At 38.6% G+C, this 16,966-nt stretch carries 20 protein-coding genes; 5 read left to right on the top strand and 15 right to left on the bottom strand.

Annotation, left to right across the window (positions count from 1 at the left end; translation table 11 throughout):
* Positions 1 to 108: 108 nt before the first annotated feature.
* The 5 genes from LC065_RS13720 to LC065_RS13700 are packed head-to-tail and all read right to left on the bottom strand — an operon-like array spanning position 109 to position 4,111.
* Positions 109 to 1,149 (bottom strand): galactitol-1-phosphate 5-dehydrogenase, encoded by a 1,041-nt coding sequence (locus LC065_RS13720; RefSeq protein ID WP_226590080.1) that lies wholly within the window; start codon positions 1,147 to 1,149, stop codon positions 109 to 111.
* Between the two features lie 17 nt (positions 1,150 to 1,166).
* Positions 1,167 to 2,543, bottom strand: coding sequence for a PTS galactitol transporter subunit IIC (locus LC065_RS13715; RefSeq protein WP_226590082.1), 1,377 nt, complete (start codon positions 2,541 to 2,543; stop codon positions 1,167 to 1,169).
* 32 nt (positions 2,544 to 2,575) lie between these two features.
* A complete protein-coding gene (gene gatB, locus LC065_RS13710; RefSeq protein ID WP_226590084.1) occupies positions 2,576 to 2,854 on the bottom strand; it encodes a PTS galactitol transporter subunit IIB in 279 nt (92 codons plus the stop codon).
* On the bottom strand, positions 2,851 to 3,333 hold the full coding sequence (locus tag LC065_RS13705; protein WP_226590086.1) for a PTS sugar transporter subunit IIA: 483 nt from the start codon (positions 3,331 to 3,333) through the stop codon (positions 2,851 to 2,853). Before LC065_RS13705 ends, gatB begins: the two co-directional genes overlap by 4 nt.
* A complete protein-coding gene (locus tag LC065_RS13700) occupies positions 3,314 to 4,111 on the bottom strand; it encodes a DeoR/GlpR family DNA-binding transcription regulator (protein WP_306163484.1) in 798 nt (265 codons plus the stop codon). Before LC065_RS13700 ends, LC065_RS13705 begins: the two co-directional genes overlap by 20 nt.
* 183 nt (positions 4,112 to 4,294) lie before the next feature.
* Here LC065_RS13700 and LC065_RS13695 point away from each other — a divergent pair, with 183 nt between their 5' ends.
* From LC065_RS13695 to LC065_RS13685, 3 genes are read left to right on the top strand one after another with little or no spacing between them, the layout of a single operon-like run.
* On the top strand, positions 4,295 to 5,233 hold the full coding sequence (locus tag LC065_RS13695; protein ID WP_226590088.1) for a 1-phosphofructokinase family hexose kinase: 939 nt from the start codon (positions 4,295 to 4,297) through the stop codon (positions 5,231 to 5,233).
* Between the two features lies 1 nt (position 5,234).
* Entirely contained in the window at positions 5,235 to 6,242 is a 1,008-nt protein-coding gene (locus LC065_RS13690) for a tagatose 1,6-diphosphate aldolase (RefSeq protein WP_226590091.1), read from the top strand.
* A gap of 15 nt (positions 6,243 to 6,257) precedes the next feature.
* On the top strand, positions 6,258 to 6,527 hold the full coding sequence (locus LC065_RS13685; RefSeq protein WP_226590094.1) for an HPr family phosphocarrier protein: 270 nt from the start codon (positions 6,258 to 6,260) through the stop codon (positions 6,525 to 6,527).
* Positions 6,528 to 6,767: 240 nt separating this feature from the next.
* Here LC065_RS13685 and LC065_RS13680 read toward each other — a convergent pair whose 3' ends face one another.
* From LC065_RS13680 to LC065_RS13650, 7 genes are all read right to left on the bottom strand, one after another.
* Positions 6,768 to 7,541, bottom strand: a complete 774-nt coding sequence (locus LC065_RS13680; RefSeq protein ID WP_226590096.1) for an SDR family NAD(P)-dependent oxidoreductase — start codon at positions 7,539 to 7,541, stop codon at positions 6,768 to 6,770.
* 278 nt (positions 7,542 to 7,819) lie between these two features.
* Positions 7,820 to 8,173, bottom strand: a complete 354-nt coding sequence (locus tag LC065_RS13675; protein WP_226590098.1) for a putative quinol monooxygenase — start codon at positions 8,171 to 8,173, stop codon at positions 7,820 to 7,822.
* Positions 8,174 to 8,206: 33 nt separating this feature from the next.
* Positions 8,207 to 8,860, bottom strand: a complete 654-nt coding sequence (nfsB, locus tag LC065_RS13670) for an oxygen-insensitive NAD(P)H nitroreductase (RefSeq protein WP_226590100.1) — start codon at positions 8,858 to 8,860, stop codon at positions 8,207 to 8,209.
* Between the two features lie 237 nt (positions 8,861 to 9,097).
* Positions 9,098 to 9,463, bottom strand: coding sequence for a winged helix-turn-helix transcriptional regulator (locus tag LC065_RS13665; protein WP_226590102.1), 366 nt, complete (start codon positions 9,461 to 9,463; stop codon positions 9,098 to 9,100).
* Positions 9,464 to 9,622: 159 nt separating this feature from the next.
* Complete coding sequence (locus LC065_RS13660; protein WP_306163483.1) at positions 9,623 to 10,033, bottom strand: NUDIX hydrolase; 411 nt, start codon at positions 10,031 to 10,033, stop codon at positions 9,623 to 9,625.
* 243 nt (positions 10,034 to 10,276) lie between these two features.
* Entirely contained in the window at positions 10,277 to 11,284 is a 1,008-nt protein-coding gene (locus LC065_RS13655) for a phosphotransferase family protein (protein ID WP_306163482.1), read from the bottom strand.
* Between the two features lie 753 nt (positions 11,285 to 12,037).
* Positions 12,038 to 12,373, bottom strand: coding sequence for a helix-turn-helix domain-containing protein (locus LC065_RS13650; RefSeq protein WP_226590109.1), 336 nt, complete (start codon positions 12,371 to 12,373; stop codon positions 12,038 to 12,040).
* Positions 12,374 to 12,932: 559 nt separating this feature from the next.
* Between LC065_RS13650 and LC065_RS13645 the strand changes: the two genes are divergently transcribed.
* Positions 12,933 to 14,078: a CapA family protein gene (locus LC065_RS13645; protein WP_306163481.1), complete on the top strand. Its 1,146-nt coding sequence runs from the start codon at positions 12,933 to 12,935 to the stop codon at positions 14,076 to 14,078.
* Here LC065_RS13645 and LC065_RS13640 read toward each other — a convergent pair.
* Positions 14,064 to 14,333 carry a putative peptidoglycan binding domain-containing protein gene (locus tag LC065_RS13640; protein WP_226590114.1) on the bottom strand — a complete coding sequence of 90 codons (270 nt, stop codon included), beginning with the start codon at positions 14,331 to 14,333 and terminating at the stop codon, positions 14,064 to 14,066. The two genes, LC065_RS13645 and LC065_RS13640, sit on opposite strands and share 15 nt — an antisense overlap.
* Positions 14,334 to 14,719: 386 nt before the next feature.
* Positions 14,720 to 15,187, bottom strand: a complete 468-nt coding sequence (locus LC065_RS13635) for a GNAT family N-acetyltransferase (RefSeq protein WP_226590115.1) — start codon at positions 15,185 to 15,187, stop codon at positions 14,720 to 14,722.
* A 283-nt stretch (positions 15,188 to 15,470) separates the two neighbouring features.
* Here LC065_RS13635 and LC065_RS13630 point away from each other — a divergent pair, with 283 nt between their 5' ends.
* Positions 15,471 to 15,920, top strand: a complete 450-nt coding sequence (locus LC065_RS13630) for a DUF1569 domain-containing protein (RefSeq protein ID WP_226590118.1) — start codon at positions 15,471 to 15,473, stop codon at positions 15,918 to 15,920.
* A gap of 239 nt (positions 15,921 to 16,159) precedes the next feature.
* Here the strand turns inward: LC065_RS13630 and LC065_RS13625 are convergent, their stop codons facing one another.
* Complete coding sequence (locus LC065_RS13625) at positions 16,160 to 16,939, bottom strand: alpha/beta fold hydrolase (RefSeq protein ID WP_306163480.1); 780 nt, start codon at positions 16,937 to 16,939, stop codon at positions 16,160 to 16,162.
* Positions 16,940 to 16,966 lie beyond the last annotated feature (27 nt).

The raw sequence follows: 16,966 nt of genomic DNA, 5'->3' as shown, positions 1-16,966 counted from the left end.
AATTTCACTAAACAATCACTTTGTTGTTATAGAATCTGTAAGAGGAAGTAATTTTTTCTTCCATTATAAAGAGGGATTCCAGCATTGGAATCCCTCTTTACCTATCTATTACTCCTTAAGAAGTTGATATAGAAATTTGATTGAATGGTTCTCAGGATCACGCATTTGATCAAAAGGAACTTCTTTTTGTTCCAAATGATAGATATGATTTATTAATGGATTCACGTCAATAACGCCATCCTTTATATATTGTAGAGCAGCTTTCCATTCATAACCTGGAAATGGTGCAGAATAGGACATCCAGGAGCCTGTAATTTCAATTTCCCCTCTTAAGATGCGTTCGAATACTTTTGCCGGATAAGTAACATCACTGGAAGCCGTTCCTATATAAACGACTTTTCCAAGCTTTTCAACAATCTCCACACTTTGAACTTGAGTCTGCGATACACCAGCGGTTTCAAATACAACTTCTGGACGAGTGAATTCTGAAAAATGTTCGTTTAGATCCACTTTGCTTGAGTTAATTGTATTCTTTGCTCCTAATCTCTGAGCTACCGCTAATTTTTCATCATTAATATCAACAACTGTGATATTTCCAGCTCCTCGTGCTTTTAGTGCAAGTAAGGTCATGATCCCAATGGTACCCGCTCCAAAAACAACGACTTCTGCGCCACCTTTCACATGAACTCTTTCAATACCATGAATAGCTACTGTTAGAGGTTCTAATAAAGCCGCTTCTTTGTTACTGACTCCCTCTGGAAGGACTAACAGATTCTGAGCAGGTACAGACACATATTCAGACATGGCCCCGTCTTGTCTGGATCCTACAAAGCTGTATTCATTGCACAAAGCCGGGCTGCCTTGTTTGCAATACGTACAATCTCCACATGGAACTAAAGGGGCTATAGCCACACGATCACCATTTTTCACTGACTGAACGGCTTCTCCAACTTCCTCGACAATACCTGAAAACTCATGCCCTAAAATAAGGGGAAAATTGTGAACCTTCCCCTCAAAGTATCTGGCTAAGTCTGATCCACAAACTCCACAGTACGCCACTTTAATTAGTACTTCCTTAGTGGATATAGAAGGTTTATCTACCTGTTTTATCGAGAATTCCTGTTTATCTTCTAAAACAAGCGCTTTCATATAATATCGCCACCTATTTAAATAGTTTGCCTTATGTCGTCTGATTCTTCTGAGACATTTTCGTCGTTAGCTAATTTCTTTCTTTTGAATTGAACGAACGTAAATAAAACACAGAATAGATAAATAGCACCGATAACTATTAAACCTACAATATTTTCGAGGGTGAACAATTCCGTGAGTATAAATGTAATCGGGCTTCCTCCCTGATCAAGAGAAGCTACTTGTTGACCACTAGTAACAGCACCAACGTTATTGGCTAATTGAGTATGAACACCGACCATTTTATCTGCTATCCATATCGTGATAAACATGATAACCGTTCCTGAGATAATCGTTCTGAATAAATTCCCTTTATGAATTCCTACAGCCAGGGAGATAAAGAAACCGATTGTTGCTAGATCGCCAAATGGAAGCACGGAATTACCTGGAACAAAGATAGCAATGATAATCGTTAATGGAACAAACAGTAGACTAGCAGCTACAACTTGTGAATTACCTAATAGCAGGGCAGGATCTAACCCGATGTAGTAATTCTCACCTTGAAACCTCTTATCCAACATTTCACGGGCTGCTTCTGCAATCGGCATGAGTCCTTCCATAATGAATTTAACAACCGTTGGCATAAGGACCATGACAGCAGCCATCTGAATCCCTAACTGTAAAACATCAGATATAGGGAACCCAGCCAAAAGACCAATGACTACACCTAGGAAGGAACCAATAATGACAGGTTCCCCAATGACTCCAAATTTTTCTTCCAGTTTATTCGAGTTAAAATTAATCTTTTTCACACCTGGTATTTTGTCTAATATGGCATCGATCACTACGGCAAAAGGTGCCATATAAGCACCCGTCCCATGAGGAATGGTTACCCCCGGTAGTCCGTAAAATTTTTCTATTGTAGGCGCAAACCAATCTCCGAGTTTATACACCAAGGCGGAGTGAACCACAACCCCGACTATACCTAACCAGAAACTCCCGGTTGCTGCAGATACTATGGCACCGGTAAAGGTCATGTGCCATATGTTCCATATATCAACGTTTACTACCTTTGTCATTTTAAACACAAGCATTAAAACGTTTACAAGTATAGCTACTGGAATAGCTACAGTCCCAATGCTGGATGCCCAGGCCATAGGCGCTGCCCCAGGCCATCCAACATCAACAACAGAGAGACCGATTTCGAATCGTTCAGCCATAGCCTCGGCTGCAGGGCCAAGATTATCTGTCAACAGGCTAATGACCAGGGTTATTCCAACAAAACCGATACCAATGGTAATACCTGATCGAAGCGACTTCCCAAAGCCCTGCTTCAATAGCAGTCCAAGGATAATAATTACAATCGGCAACATAACAGAAGGCCCTAAATCTAAAAGATATTGGAGGATATTCATTTGATTGGCTCTCTCCTTACATTAACTATTATTTATTGTCCTAACTCATCAAGAATTTGTTTCTTAGTTTTATCAATTCCAACACCTGAAATGAAAGCTACTCCATGAATCACAGGGACACCATAATCTCTCTCTACTTTAGCGGTGGTAACGATGAGATCAGCTCCACTTGCTTTAGATGAAAGTTCACTCACCCTGCACTGTTCCACACTTGCCTCAATGTTATTTTCTTTCAAAATTCCTTTGATTTTGTTTGCTGCTACTGTTGAAGTTGCTACTGCTCCACCACATGCGACTAATACTTTTTTCATTTTATTTCCTCCTCAAGATTAATAGTTAAATATTCTTCTAAACAAGAATACGCTTCGTCTGCTGATTCAACAGACACTAATTTTTCAATAAAGGACGGATCCTGTATAGATTCAATCACTTTTTGTAGAGCGGATAAATGATTTTGTGAATCAGCGAATCCAAGCAGAATGATTAATTGCACGGCAACTTCTTCGCCATCTCCACCCATAATTCCGAAGTTGATAGGATGTTTTGGTATCATTAACCCAATTTTATTATCTTTTACGAAACTGGCATCGGTATGAGGAATTGCCACTCCTGCAGCTTCTACCGGAATACCAGTGGCGAATTCTTCCTCTCTTTTAAGTAGCCCTTCTACATAATCGTTATTGGCATAACCTTTCGCAATCATAACATTTCCTATTTCTGTGAGTGCTTCCGTAAAGTTACTCGGGCTTGAATGTAAAAAAATTAAATTTCTATCTAATAAATTGCTCAAATCCTTCACTCCTTTTTACATCAGCTACAATGACTTTCATTTCTTTAGATTTAAATTCATGCAAAACATCTGGACTGGAAGACTCATCTGTAATCAATACATCCACTTCTTCGAGTTCTGCAACTTTATTCATTGCAGTAGTGTTGAATTTTGAGAAATCCGCCATTATTACTGTTTTTTTACTATGTTGAACCATCATACGAGAAACCTCAGATTCTCCCATATGGAAATTCGTGTAACCTGCTTCTATATCTATACCGGCGATTCCAAAGAAGCCCGTGTCGACGTATAGATTCTGAATACCTAGATTTGCCACGGAACCATACATGGACTTCTCACCCTTACGAATAATTCCTCCCAGAACAACGACTTGAAAATCAGTATAATCTACAAGTTCATTCGCTATCGGTAATGAATTTGTTATGATCGTCAAATCTTTTCGATGCATTAATTCCCTAGAAAATAATAATGCAGTCGTTCCATAGTCAATATAAATGGTGTCACCATCTTCAACCAGCTTTGAAGCCTCTTCTGCAATACTCTTCTTTTCGAAGAAGTTTGTATTTTTCCTATTTACATATTTCGTTTCAAAGTTCGCTTTATTTAGTATAGCTCCCCCATGGACTTTTTTTATTAATCCTTGTTCTTCCATTTCATATAAATCTTTTCGTATTGTTTCCCTTGATACTTTAAGTCTTTCACATAAGACGTTGATCTTCATTGATCTGAATTCCTGTAACAACTTCATAATTTCGTTTTGTCTATCCTGAGGAACCACTTTCTCCACCCCCTTCTTCTTGTAATCGCTTACTCAATTTCTAATTTCACTATAAAACAAAAAGCAAAATATTGCAAACTAAATTATTGGTTTATTTTGCGAAAAGCAAAAAATAGTTTTGCATTTTATCTTTTTTCACTCTATTATGATAAATATAACGCACAAAGAATAGGAGGTTAGCAGATGATTCATATTGTTTGTCCCAATCCAGCATTAGATCGAACGATTCATTTAGAGAACTTTCATCACAATGATGTTAGCAGGGCCAAATATTCGAAAGACCTGCTTGGTGGCAAGGGGTTTAACGTTTTACGATCGTTTCTTGTCCATAAACAGAGGCCAGATTTTCAGGTCCATACTTTCCTAGGGGGTTATACGGGAAATTACCTGCAAGAAATGATTGAAAAAACAGGTATTGATTGCAACGTTACCACCATCCATGACACGACCCGCATTTGTTCCGCCATTGTCGATGAAGAGAAAAACCATGTTCATTTAATTAACGAAAGTGGCCCTATAATACGAGAAAAGGAAAAAGATACATTTGTAGATGGACTCAAGCAGAGTGTAAAAGCAAACGACTATGTCATTTTTTCTGGGTCCATCCCTCAAGGTATAGAAAAAGATTTTTATTATCGTCTGATTCGTTCGCTAGAGAATAAAGGAGCAAAATGTATTCTCGATACCAGTGGGACGTTTTTAAAGGAAGGAATAAAAGCAGAGGGATGGTTAATCAAAGTAAATAAATCTGAGTTTTTAGAACTTAGGGGGCACAGCGAAGATTGTGGAGAAAGAGTGGTTGAAGAAGAACTGCAGTCCTTAAAGACCTCTTCAAACATTATTGTGACGCTGGGCTCTGAAGGTTCTTTGGCAAAGTTTAACAATCAGATGTTTAAAATCACCTTACCAAAAATCGATGCTAAAAACGCAACAGCTTCAGGAGATATTTTCCTCGGTGCATTGGTAAAAAACATCGATAGTGATCGGTCAATTGAAGAATCCTTAAGAATGGCTAGCGCCTACTCCTTATCAAACTGTCTTTATTGGAACCCACACATCAATTTAGATGATGTGAAACACTATCAATCGCTAATCAATATCTCAAAAATAGGAGGACAATAATATGAATTTATCACAAGGAAAACAAAAAGGTCTGGAACTTATCTCTAATGAGAATCACATCATCTTGGCAACAGCTATGGACCAAAGAGGTTCTTTAGGAAAAATGATCCAATCATTAAATGAAGATATTACTATAGAAGAAGGTTTATCAGAATTCAAAGAAGGGGTTAGTGAAGTTCTGGGGAATCAATCTTCCTCTCTTCTTTTGGATCCTGAATATGGTTGGGAGGCAACCAAGAAATTAAATAAAGAAATCGGATTAATCATGGCCTATGAAAAAACCGGATATGATACAACTGAAAAAGGCAGACTTCCTAATCTGGTAGATTACTGGTCTATCCAAGATATGGCCGCTGAAGGGGTAAGCGCTTTAAAACTGCTTGTCTATTATGATCACAAAGAAGAAGAAAAATATAACAGGATTAAAAAGACATTGATTAAACGTGTAGGCGATGAATGTAAACAGAACGATATGTTATTCATTCTGGAACCCGTCTCCTACAGTGCAAAAGGTCTCTCTTCCAAAGGAAAAGATTTTGCAAAAGAAAAACCTGAAATCATCGAGTTCTTTATGGAAGAGTTCTCTAAAGAAGACTATGGTGTCGATTTACTAAAAGTCGAGGTCCCTGTATCCATCTATAACATTGAAGGTTATGACTATGACAATTCCACTCCGGTATTTACTAAGGAAGAAGCAAGCCATTATTATCGTGTTTGCTCAGAAAAATCACGAATTCCCTATATTTACTTAAGCGGTGGTGTCACCAATGAACAGTTCAACGATACTCTTTATTTCGCAAAAGAGTCGGGAGCCCAGTTCAGTGGAGTACTATGCGGCCGCGCCACATGGAAAGATGGTATTCGCCCTTTTGCTTTAGAAGATAAGGAACATTTTTACGAATGGTTGGAAACAAAAGGTCTAGATAACTTGAACAAGTTAAAGAAAGCTGTAAATGAGACAGCAACTCCTTGGTCAGAAGTTTCTAGACCCATTCAAATTATTAAATAGTAGGAGGGAACGCATATGGTAGAAAAAAAGTTTACAATAGAAAGCAGTCAGGGTTTACATGCCCGCCCTGCATCCGTGCTTGTAAATCATGTGACGAACTTTGAGGGGGATGTTATGGTGCATTATAATGGTCAAAGTATAAATTTAAAATCTATAATGGGAATCATGGGGCTTGCCATTTCTCAAGGAGCTGAAATCAAAGTTACAGCCGAGGGTGAAAAGGAAGAAGAAATCATGGAAAGTTTGGAAGATGTACTCAAAGAGCAAGAATTAGTTAAGAACTAAGAAATATAGAATACTCCCCTTATTCATACAAAGGGCACAGCTTTTGGTTATAACCAAAAGCTGTGCCTTTTTCCTGTTTATTAATGGATATTTAAGCTGATGTTTACTAATAGTGCTTTCATTTTTTAACCCGATTGTGCAATTAGCTACTTTTAATTTCATATACTATACTTTTTTTACAACTTCTGCTCCGTAAAAAAGATCCGACGCTTGTTAAGACTTTACAAGCGTCGGATCTTTTTACTCTTCTATAATTGCATCTAATTGCTGAATGAGCGCAGCACATTTGTCCGAGTCTCTTGCATCGGAGTGCGGGTCACCAAAGTTTCCTCTATCATTATCAAAATACTTCCCTGACGCGTCCGCAAACGTATCCGAGAGTGCAGCACGACATAAAATATCGCCCCCGATTTTAATATCATGTCCGTCCGTACCAAATGCATTTTTCACCATTTTACTTCCTAACAACGACATCGGATTCACCGCAATGATTGCCGGAGACACATGTTTAGCCAGTTCAAACGACCACATGGTTATAGCCAGCTTACTTTGTCCATACGCCTCGCCATCGCTGACCTTCGCCTCACCCATCATGGCCCTCTCATCTACAGGCTGCTGAGCTGCTGACGACAAGTTAATCACACGACTGGACTCATCCATGAGCGGGAGTAACGCTTTTGTCAAAAGATAAGGAGCCGAGGTATTTACCGCAAATCGAATATCTAAGCCGTCCTCAGTCACCACATTGGGTGCACTATATACACCCGCATTATTTATAAGAACGTCTAACTGATCGTGCTCCTCCACTACTTTTTGCGCAAATTCTTTCACTTCCGCAAGTTTTGATAAATCTGCTACAAATCGCTCCGTATTTTCTTCGCCAAGCTCTTTTGCTACGCTCTCTAACTTCTCCTCATTGCGACCATGAAGCAACACCTGATGTCCTTGTTCCACTAACATCCTGGCTGTTGCTAACCCAATACCATCTGTCGCACCGGTTACTAAAATCTTCATCTCCATCCCTCCAGAATAATTTATGGGTCAAAACCCTTGTTTGGATTGAACAATTGTTCGAAGCTGAATTTTTTCAGTGAGTCGACGGGTATCGTATACTGCTTCGATTCCCTTTCAATTAAATCTCACGCAATGATTCTAAGAATACAATTTTGCACAGAAGATGAATATTTAATTGTTCCAGCTTGCTTTAAAAATATACATACATGGGCAATGATCAAATATAGATCATTGCCCCTTTGTCCATGCACACAAACATTCAAAATATATCTTCTGCTTTATTTCGCAAATCCACCAATGGGTTTCATGTAAATCGGATTCATCCCGGCTACGGCCTCTTCTAATTCAGGAGTTAAATGACTAAAGATCGTGAATCTCGTGATCTCCGTCACTTCCATGTATCGATCTTGGAATTTGGCCCATGTTCCAAGATGCTCTTTTGCAGCTTCCGCATTTTTATAACGCTCATATACATGCACGGTTTCACCATCTGGTGCGATGGTCCATTCGTAGTTTGTCGTACCTGCTTCTTTTTTTACTTCCACTACCATTTCTTTCATTAATGCTTCATACTCTTCTCTTTGTCCATGTTTTATTTTACCTTCGATCGTCCAAATAATGTTTTCAGTCATTTTCTAATTCCCTCCATATTTTTTTTAATCTTGTTACACTTGCTCAATGATTTCTGCTTTATTTAATCGTGACTTTGGCAAAGGCGCATTAAAGTCTGTTGAAGCACGATAACCTAATGAAACCACTACGCAAGAAGTAAACCCTTTTTCACGAAGGTTAAACTCTGTATCTAAAGCCTTCATATCCAGTCCCTCCATAGGAACTGCATCGATCCCTAATTCTGCAACACCAAGCAAGAAGCTTCCGAGGTTAAGATAAACTTGTTTTTCGGACCAATGCTGAAGATCCTTGAAATCATATTTGTGTAGATCTACAAACATTTGTCTTGCTGCATGCGTGCCCTTTTTATGTTGATCTTCGGCAAACCGTCCATCCTGGTCTTCCTGATCAGTGATATGCAGTAAAAAATCATCTGAAATATCCGTCTTTGTAGAAAAGACCACAACAGCTGATGCATCCAATATTTTTGGTTCATTAAAACTGAAATCCCCTTGCGCAGCACTTGCCACACGTTTCTTTCCTTCTTCCGTTGTAGCTACAATAAAATGCCAAGGTTGAACATTTACCGAAGATGGTGACAATTGCAGCAATTTTTTTATCGTTTGTAAATCTTCTTCAGATAGTTTTCTTGTTTGATCAAATTCCTTTGTTGAATATCTGTAATTTAATGCCTTTATCGGTTCCATTGTTATACTCTCCTTTTCTCATATACATCTGGATCTATAACCTATTGAACTTCCTGATACTTGAGTGAAAGGAAGTTCAATTACGTGGTCAGTATATAATCCCTGGAGGTAGGCAACAAGTACTGACATTAATATCCGTACAGACATTTGAGTACAACACCTGATTGCTTCACCCTTAACAAGTCCACTAAAAAAAGAACCGTATCCACATCGGATTTCATGTGGATACGGTTCTTTTTATAAATTATTATATTCGTCTTCGAAATGAATTTCTCCGTGATTATATTTTTGATTATACTCTATTCCCCACAAACCTAATTCATTCAAAATTGGAACTAATGTCTTTCCCATTTCTATCAGTGAATACTCTACTCTTGGAGGGACTTCATCATACACTGTTCTTTGGATAATCTTTGATTCTTCCAATTCTCTAAGCTGCCTGGATAGTACCCTTTCATTAATGTTTGGGACCTTTCTTTTCAATTCCCCATACCTGATGACACCAGCACCACCTATGTGATGAATAATTAATGGTTTCCATTTTCCACCGATAATATCCAAAGATAACTCAACGTTACAATAATATAATTTATTATCTGCCATTTTTGAACTCTTTCCTTTCTCACGACAATTGATAAGGATACCTTAAAAGGGATTGTATCACATCCATCCTTTCATACTTAAAGAGTATAGTGGTAATGATAAGCCCTACTGTTTAAGCCTCAACTTCAATACCTTATATCCACAATTGCAAACAAACTCTTAACCTTGGAATGTATAGGGAGCAGAGGAATTCATCAAACTTTCTACCCCGTCTGCATGGTAAGGCATGCGTTTGTTGGCAGTTTTTATATCTACCCACTTAATTTCATCTATCTCATCTTTATGTAATATTTGTAGAGAACCTTCCACAATCTTCGCTCTATAAGTAATGAACAAAGCATGATGGCCCTTATTTTCAAAGAAAGCTTCATTTACCGCAACTATGTTTTTAGTTTCAATTGTTAGATTTGTTTCTTCTTTACTCTCGCGCACTGCTGCTTGTTCAAAGGTTTCACCCTTTTCAACAGCGCCTCCATGAAGAGACCAACCACTCCCTTTATTCTTCACCATTAAAACTTTCTCTTCGATTTCATCAAAGATAAAAGCGTATGCTACATCAACTCGATCCATTTCAGCTCACTCCTACTTATGTTTTTTATACTTCCAGCTATGTTTATATTCAACAAACTTCCCTGATTTGTAGAAGACTTGATCTAAGCCATCCTCATGAAGCTATCACCCTTCTACTTGAAGACCCAGCTTCGGTATAAAAAATATCCACAACCATCTTTAACAGAGTCTTTTGTATAAAAGGATGCGCCTACAAGCACACCTGTTCCTAGCAGACCTGCCGTTTGGTGCACAAGCCATCGTCTACCTTATATTCTCTTGAATCTCAGCATAACGCTCCCATTCGCGAGACGTTTTTCGAAAAAGGCTTTGAATATCACGCAACCGCGTTTCTTCACAGCCCTTTTTACTCACCAAATCGCATAACGCGATCACATCCATCATTTTCGCTTGCTGCAGCCATTCCGCAGGAAGTTCCCCTCCATGCTGAAGGTAACTCGAAATGAATGGTCGCAGAAATGGAGAGTTTTCCACATCCTCATAGCGAAGCATGTTTCCGATGTCATGTAACGGAGAGTGGCTGAATGAAAACTCCCAATCTAAGATACCCGTCACTTCCACCCCTTCTCCGCCAGTTTTGACGAGAATGTTCAAGGGGTTGAAATCGCTATGTACTAAAGAACGCTGCTCTCCGATTCGATTCAACAAATAAGCCTGCTCATCAGCGAATCGTCTGATCTTCTCGACCATTTCTGAACCTATGTTTTCCTCTACATAGCCCTCACTGATGATATCCTCTAATACACTCCTGAAAGAATCCTCTCCTATCGTCAAAAACTCCTGCACATTCAGTTCTTCATCAAAGAACCCTAGTGCGGAGAACTGAATGGAATGCATCTCGGCTAGCCACCTGCCGACTTCGTGTCCGGCATCCGATAATTTATTGGTATCCCCTTCTTTAAACAACTCGGAAAGCTGAAAACCCTCCACCCAATTCAACACGAGAAAAGGGTACTCGACCCGGGACAAGGAAAAATCATGGTAGAGTACTCCCGGAACGGGCAGGTGGTTTTGGACGCGTTCCAGAATCCGCTTTTCAATATGACCTTTCATGCCGCCACCATTGTAGATTCGTAGTACAACAACCTCCCCATCCGTAAGGGAGAGTTTGATATTCGAATTGCTGAGTCCTCCACCGATCGGTTCAACTCCCGTGATCCGTCTGCCCCGCAAGAAAGAATGCAGCATGTCCAATAATGTTCGATCATCCGGTACGATCACCGGAGTCGAGCGTTTCCATCCTGTTTTCATTTCCACCATCCTCATTTGTTCAGTACCTTTTAAAAATCGTAAAATAAGCACTCTGCATAAACATTACATATTTTACGGTATTTCACTTAGAGTCTATTCCACATTAGCCCCCGTTCCTTGGATAACTAAACCTCAACATTTTCTGATTTAAATCAGCCTTTCAGGGTTCAAAGCGTAAAGTTCAATAAAGCCACAGTTAGGACATGCATAACAAGGATAAACCTCACTCATAGTTTTTGCATTTGGCTTCACAGTTGATTTGTAAACTCTTATAGGATAACTGTCTAACTTGGCTTCTACCATTACTGATTCGCATTTAATACATGTGTTTTCCATAAATCTCATCCCTTCTATTTTTTAAAATTTTATGTGTAACTGCTCCGTTAGTACAATAAGCGATAACCATTACGCAGCTACCGCCCCTATACTGGATGATTTAATTTCAAGATATCTCTAAATAAATTTTAAATCACCCTATTTGTTTCTAAAATTATTTCTTTACAAATTTTCTTCCTGCAAAGGTCCATCCAATAGCAGAAGCAGAAGAGATAACAAAAGCTCGAACTATCCTATCAACACCTAGATCAGAAGGTTCTAATATTAATCCAAAATCATTATCACTATAAAAAATACTACAAAACAGCTCAACTCAACCTTCCTTCCCAAAGCACTCTTCTTTGGTCACCTACCCGGTTTTTAACTATGTATTGAGCGAATGCTTATATCGAAAACGCCCCGTTTGTTAAGAAGGTTTTAGTATTGTCCGACTTTCATTGGTCCAGTTTCAGTTAACCATTTATCAATTGCTTTAACAGAGAAATAGAACTCATTTCCAATCTTCACATATGGGATTTGGCTTTTTGTAACATCTTCATTAACAAACATTTGAACTTCCTCTTCTGTAACTCCAAGATAGTCTCCTAATTCGGATAACGTTAATAATTGTTCTTCTTGTGGCGTTTCCGTATTATTTTTTTCATTACCCATCTGTTCTCCATTATTATTTAATCCACTCGAAATTAACCAACTACCAATTACGATAGCGATTGCTAATGAGAAAATTGATGTAGCCATTAAATTATTTTTCATTTTGCATCCCCTTTTTAATCTTACTAAACTAAATTGCTCCTTCAGTTATACAATCTAAATCACTATAAACTCCTATGCTTGTGTAATAAGGGCGACACTCTTTTCTTTAAAATCTTGTGGACATGATCTTAAAGAACATTTCTTCCCTAACCAGCAAAAAAGGAATCGTGACTTGGTGCTTCGCACTTTTATCTATCTGCTATACTAATTCTTCTTTGTAGTGGGAAACACCCCTATCCACATCAAGTAAGGTAACCAAAGAGAAGAGTCCTAAAGGATCGTTCCGCTAAAGAAAGGGCTCTCTTGACTTTGTTCCTTTTACATTCTTCCATATATATTAGGGAAGAATAAATAATAATGGGATAATTTGCCTTAATTTTACAATTCTTTTATAATAAAAATATTAATATGTCGAAACTATTCCGCTTATGGCCTTTAAAAAAACCGCGTGTGCCTGCTTATATAGGTTTTGTAAGTGCTCTTTAACATCATTTTCAAAGATATTACTGGTGGTTTATAGGAAAACCGAATCAAAATATCTACAAATTAGGAGGATATGATGAAAAATAAAAGCCTGCTTATTATTTTAGTGATCATTTTGATTTCTAGTTTCATTGGCGGTTCCACCATCTTCTCCCAACCGAACGAAGCAGACATGGAAAAACGCGTGTCATCCAATATGAGAACGCTATACAAACCAACGAAGAAGACAGAAGTGAAAGAAGTGACAGAAGTTTCTCTCGCAGCCATAGGGGATCTGTTAATACATAAAGAAGTGTACAATGATGCGAAGACTTCTTCAGGCTATGATTTTAATCCTATGTTTCAAGAGGTCTCTCCCCATCTTTCAAAAGCTGACATTACATTTGCGAATTCAGAGAGCATCATGGGTGGTGCAGCAATTGGCGTATCCACCTACCCTTCATTCAACACGCCCTTTGAATTAGGGGATACGTTAAAAGCTAACGGTATTGATATTGTTTCTATGAGCAACAATCATACCTTGGATCGGGGTGTTCCCGCCATTGAAAACGCTATCAATCAATGGGATTTCCTAGGAATTAAAAAGGTGGGCTCCTACTTGTCACCGGAAGAAAGAGACACGATCACAACGATCAAAAAGAATGACATCACTTTCTCCTTTTTGGCTTACACCTATGGAACAAATGGAATTCAGACCCCTGTTGGGAAGCCTTACCTGGTGAACAGGATTGATAAAGATCTGATTGCCTCTGACATCAAGCGGGCCTCCAGCAAATCTGATGTCATCGTCATGAGTTTACATTTCGGCCATGAATATGAAAGAAACCCAAGTGCTGATCAGAAGGAATTGGCAGCTTTTGCGGCCGAACAAGGAGCAGATATTATACTCGGGCATCACCCGCATGTGCTGCAGCCACCGGAATGGATTCAAAATACAGATGGGTCTAAAAGCCTCGTTTTTTATTCTCTCGGCAATTTTCTCTCCGGCCAGGAAGAAAAGTACCGACGGATTGGTGGCATAGCGGGGGTGACTGTTCAAAAAGTGAAGGGGATGGAAGGAACATCAATCGATATAAAGGAACCCCGGTTTAAACTCACTTATGTAGACTTTGAAAATGACCAAAATTTCAAAGTTCTCCCTATGAAGGAATTTAATGCTGACATGTTTCAGGAACTATCTAAACACATGAAAACATCAATCCATGATCTATCGGTAAACTAAGTAAAAAACCGGACGCGCTTCAAAGTTTTTTGTGTGAAGGTAGGTAATTAACGCTTCATAAAGTTCTTCGTCACTCAACTCCTGAGTAGAAATGTAACCTAATCGAGTCAAGTGTTGAAGCACTCCGCCTTTGACGTAATTCCTAACTTCAAGGACATCCTCCGGATCTGTTTCACCGAAATATAACTGCTGCAGCTGATAGATCCGGTCCAGCTCTTCAATCGGATCTAGGTGATCGTCCACGCGCAGATCCACAGCGACATCACTTAAACCGCCCTATCCAGCAAGGCTGGAGAGTGGAGCGTGGCTGTGCAGTCTAAGTTCCTAAGTGTGGGGGCTGTAGTTCCGTGGGCGTAACAATAATTAGTAAATACATGACAACACGAATTTTAAACAACAACCTTACCCTATTATTTCTTTACTTGGCCTTGCTTTTTTTCTTCTTTTGCCCTGCATAAATACCTTCAAATATAGCAACGAACATACTCGTAAATAATGTTATCCAACCCCAAGTAGCCATAACTACCCTACTCACCGTGTGATATTCAATTAACTAAACTTTCAAGTGATAGATAATATACAGCTATCGCCCCCGTTACTTGAAGACTTTAGATCGAGATAACCGTATATTTCAATTGATTCTATGTATTAAATGACTGGACATAAACTCCGTCCTTATAACGCTCCATGAAATCGCCTCCACTTACTTCGTCAATCACTCCTTTCCAAAAAGCATGTGCACGTTCATTATTTTCTATCTGGGTAATCTCCCATTCACCTGGGAACATCTCGAACAGTTCTTTGGCTATCACTTTCCCATAACCCTTCCCACTATGCTTAGTCATGATAAAGTACTCTTGAATTGAATTAGGAGTAGAATTAGTAGCACTTTCTATAAGCGCAAATCCAATCAATTCATCGTCTAACAAAATAAAATAAGCGTGATATTGATCGTTAGTCCAATACTTTCCTAAATCAAACGGTTTGTAAGATCCGTTATTTTCTAACCTTATTTCCGGTATATATCTGCTAAATTCATAAATGTAAAATTGCATTAGGTTATGTAATTTCGGTTCTTCAGTCACTTGAACCTTCTGCAAAGAAACCATTAGATCAGCTCCTTATTCTTATTGATTTTCAACTTACCTAATTTGAAAAGTTACACAATGTGTTGTCTCGAATTTGAGCCTCAACTTTATTGACTAACCCAAAAAAAGGAAGCATCCCTCTGTTCAAGAAACGCCCCCGTTACTTTAAGACTCGAATTCGAGATAACCTTATGTTACGAACTGATCTTTCTAGATAAAAGGATAAAGTAAGGTTGCCGTTGAATGATATATTAAATAACCAAGGGCTTTTTTTGGATAAAAGTAAAACTAAAGGAGTATTCTCATGAATAATATTTTTGAGATCACGTATACAGATGAAATATTAAATCGTATCGAAAACTTAAATGTTAATTCGCAGCCAAAATGGGGGAAAATGGATGCAGCTCAAATGTTAGCTCATTGCTCATCTTTCCAAGATATCGCAATGGGATATTCTTTCCCCCCAAGAGGTTGGTTAGGGGTATTAGTAGGTAGATTCGCAAAACCCATCTTTTATAATGACAAACCTTTAGACCACAATATGTCGACTATTCCAACCATTTTGATTACATCTAAAAAAGATTTTGAAATGGAAAGAGAAAAACTGAAACAAAAAATAATCCTATTTCAAAAGAATGGACCAGAGGCTTGTACAGACCACCCACATCCTTTTTTCGGAAAACTTACTTCCGAACAATGGGGAAAAGGAATTTACAAGCATCTTGACCACCATTTAAAACAATTCGGTGTTTAATGGAAGGAGTTTACTATACTGGACCATCTGAAAGTAACCTGCTTTGTCAGTTAAATAGCTTAATGCCCTGACTTTCCTTGTGCTTATGTCATAAAGTGCTAAGGCTCTATTGCACAATCGCCCCCTAATTAAGAAGACTTCATTTCGAGTTAACTTGGTGAAGAATTTGCTATAATCTAGCCACTCAAGTACAGCCACTCTTTTCAAAAACCTTTTATAATGTAGTTGTTCAAACATTATTACTTGAGAAATGTCGAAAGTATTGGCAGCAGTTTTTTTCCGTCAACCATATGGTCTTGCTTTGCAAGTTGTACAAATTTTGCGTTTGGAATTGCCTTTGTTAGTTGACGACCAACATCATTTATTGAAGCCGGACTTTTTTCACCAACAATTATTTGTATAGGTATGGAAATTTGAGTAGCTCGTTTAACGGGTGGCATATCCTGAGTTAGAGTAATATCATAAGCAAGGGTCGGAGCTAGAGCTTTCGTAGTTTTCCAGCCATGAAATAACGGCAACAATAAAACAAAGATCTTGGGCATCCCTATCCCCTTTAAAAAGGTAAGCATTGCTTCTGAATTTTTCTCATTTTCGAGAAGTTTGTGTATTTTTTGGCTTAATTGTTTGTATTCGGCTTTTTCTTTCTCGTCACGTACATATGGCGCATCATACATAGTTACTTTTTGCACTTTATTGCCAAGTCGAAGAGCTGCCTCAAGAGCAATCACAGCACCAGAAGAATGGCCATATAAATGCGCCATGCCGCCTGCCGCATCAATCATAGCTTCGATATCTTCGATTTCACGTTCTATAGAATAAGGCAGTGTGTTACCACTATCGCCTCGTCCACGACGGTCGTAATTGTAAACAGTGAATTCAGAGGAAAATATTTTGGCATCTTGCACGATAGGCTTAAATGAGCGATGGCAACTTGCTCCCGTTATGTAAATTAGAGGTGGACCATTACCGTAGACATCGTACGCTAAGGTTGTGCCGTCTTTTGACCGGGTTGTTTTCATAAATAACACCCTTTCCCCTCAATAAAA

Origin of the sequence: Halobacillus litoralis, assembly GCF_020524085.2 — a bacterium.
GTDB lineage: Bacteria > Bacillota > Bacilli > Bacillales > Halobacillaceae > Halobacillus > Halobacillus litoralis_E.
Note: the sequence above shows the minus strand (reverse complement) of the source record. Positions and strands in the feature narration are given on the sequence as shown.